Source organism: Pseudonocardia pini (assembly GCF_013870575.1).
Lineage (GTDB): Bacteria > Actinomycetota > Actinomycetes > Mycobacteriales > Pseudonocardiaceae > Pseudonocardia > Pseudonocardia pini.
In genome coordinates this window covers 1-2,559 of record NZ_JACBXB010000785.1, presented here as the reverse complement: position 1 = coordinate 2,559, position 2,559 = coordinate 1, and the positions used below count along the sequence as shown (strand labels likewise).

Annotated in this window: 2 protein-coding genes; both read left to right on the top strand. The window is 73.5% G+C overall.

What is annotated here, in order from left to right; genetic code table 11:
- Window positions 1-191 precede the first annotated feature (191 nt).
- Window positions 192-1,628 (top strand): multicopper oxidase family protein, encoded by a 1,437-nt coding sequence (locus H5J29_RS28895; protein ID WP_181784140.1) that lies wholly within the window; start codon window positions 192-194, stop codon window positions 1,626-1,628.
- 22 nt (window positions 1,629-1,650) lie between these two features.
- Window positions 1,651-2,445, top strand: coding sequence for a hypothetical protein (locus tag H5J29_RS28890; protein ID WP_181784139.1), 795 nt, complete (start codon window positions 1,651-1,653; stop codon window positions 2,443-2,445).
- Window positions 2,446-2,559: the final 114 nt, after the last annotated feature.

Here is a 2,559-nt window from a genome sequence, read left to right as displayed (position 1 = left end):
GAGGAGGGCGGCCAGCGGGTCGTCGGATGTGCTCATGCCCGGAGTCTCACACCCCGCGTCCACGGGCGCGCATCAGGGTGACTCGGTTGGTCCGGGCCGCGCGTTAACACCTGCTGAGGTGCGGAAACTGCGTATGCGCGGGTGGTGCCAGCACCCTGTATCACCTGTCGATCCGACCGCATCCTTGCCGCGTGGACAACCCGTCGCCGCGACGCCCGTCGCTGCTCGTCACCGCCGCGCTCGCCGCGCTGGCCGCGTTGCTGGGCGTGGGCGCGTGCTCGGCGGTCGTCGCCGCGCCGCGGGTCGAGTCCCACCACCACACCGGGGCCGGGCCGCGCAGCGTCGCGGACCTGACCGGCGCGGTCGAGGGCACCCCGGACGTGCGGTTCGTGCTGACCGCGGGCGTGACCCCGGTCGTCCTCGCGAGCGGCGAGACGATCGACGGGCTGACGTTCGACGGCGCCGCACCCGGTCCCGAGCTGCGGGTGCGGCGGGGACAGCTCGTCGAGGTCGTGCTGCGCAACGGCTCCGTCCCCGAGGGCGTCACGCTGCACTGGCACGGGCTCGACGTGCCCAACGCGCAGGACGGCGTCGCGGGCGTGACCCAGGACGCCGTGCCGGTCGGCGGTGAGCACGTCTACCGGTTCCGCCCGCAGCAGGTCGGCACGTTCTGGTACCACTCGCACCAGGACTCGGCGCGGACCGTGCCGCGCGGGCTGTTCGGGGCGCTGGTGGTGGAGACCGCCGAGCAGGCACCGCTCGACGTCACGCTGCTGGGCCACTCCTGGCCGCGGAAGGGCGAGCAGTCGGTGCCGGCCGTCGGCACCGCCGACGGCCTCGACACCCGCACGGTGCCCGCGGGCACCCGGGTGCGGCTGCGGCTGGTCAACACGGACTCGGACACCCAGACCTGGTCGGTCGCGGGCGCCCCGTTCCGGGTCCTCGCGATCGACGGGGTGGACGTCCACGAACCGGGTGAGCTGGGCGCGGTCCGGCTGCGGCTGCCCGCGGGCGGCCGGTACGACGTCGAGCTGGTCACCCCGGCCACACCGGTCCGCGTCGGGTTCGGGATCGGTCCCGCCGTGGTCCTGACGCCCGGGCGGGGCCCGGTGCCGCTGCCCGTGCCGGACACCGCCCCCGCCTTCGACCCGCTGCACTACGGCACGCCCGCGCCGACCCCGTTCACCGCGGCGGGCCCCTTCGACCGGGAGTCCACGCTCGTCCTGGACACGGTCCTGGGCCGGTCCCGCGGCGTGCCGACGGTGCGGTGGACGATCAACGGCCTGCTGCACGACCAGCTGCCGCCGATCCAGGTGGGCGAGGGCGAGCTCGTGCGGGTCACGATCCGCAACGACGGCACCGACCCCCATCCCATGCACCTGCACGGGCATCACGCGCTCGTGCTGGGCCGGGGCGGCGAACAGGCGACCGGCAGTCCGTGGTGGACGGACAGCCTGCTGGTCGAGCAGGGCCAGGAGTACGTGGTGGCGTTCCGGGCGGACAACCCCGGGATCTGGATGGACCACTGCCACAACCTCACCCACGCGGCAGCCGGGATGGTGCTGCACCTGGAGTACGCGGGGGTCTCCACCCCGTACGCAGTCGGTGGATCGAACACGCCGGAATGACGAGTCCTGAGGGGGACCGACGATGAACGGACGCACTCTCGCCCGGACACTGGGCACCGCGGCAGCCGTGGCCGCGCTGACGGGCGGGCTGGCCGCCTGTGGCGGCGGCACGCCGGCGGCGGGCGGGTCGGGCGGGGCGAGTGCCGCACCCGCGGCCGACCCCAACGCCGCCACCTGCGACAACCTGCTCAAGTTCGACGCCGTGCCGACCCCGGACGGCGACCCGACCGCCCCGCCGGACCCGGAGGCGGCGAAGGCCTGGGGCAACCGGGTCCTGCCGCTGCTGAACGCCGCGATCGGGACCGCGCCCGCGGAGCTGAAGTCGTCGCTGACGTCGCTGCAGCCGGTGGTCCAGGCCTCGGCGTCGCAGGGCACGCAGATCCCGTTCGACGACCCGACGGTGACGGCGAACGTCGCGAAGTACGAGGGCTGGGCCTTCCAGAACTGCGGCTACCAGCAGGTCTCGCTGATGGGCACCGACTTCACGTTCGACGGCATGCCCGCGACGCTCACCGCGGGCCCGACCGCGATCCAGATGATGAACCACTCGGCGGCCAACCAGGTCCACGTGCTGCTCATCCTGAAGTCGCCCGACCCGGCGCTGACGGTGGACCAGTTCGTGGGGATGCCGATGGAGCAGCTGATGACGCAGTTCCAGCCGTTGCCGGGCGCGGTCGTCGCACCGCCCGGGCAGCAGGGCGGGCTGCTCGTCGACCTGGAGCCGGGCACCTACTTCATGATCTGCCCGGTCGGCGAGGAGTACGGCACCGCGCCGCACTTCGTCCAGGGCATGATCAACAAGGTGACCGTGACCTGACCCTGTGAGTGGCGATGGTCGCTCCGGCGACCATCGCCACTCACGAGGTGGTGGTGATGGTGGCCGAGCCCAGGACCACGTCGCCCGCCGGGTCCTCGCGGTAGAAGGCCACGG

Excerpts from the sequence above, each read along its gene's own strand:
- H5J29_RS28890 (WP_181784139.1), top strand. The coding sequence starts at position 1,651 with ATGAACGGACGCACTCTCGCCCGGACACTGGGCACCGCGGCAGCCGTG.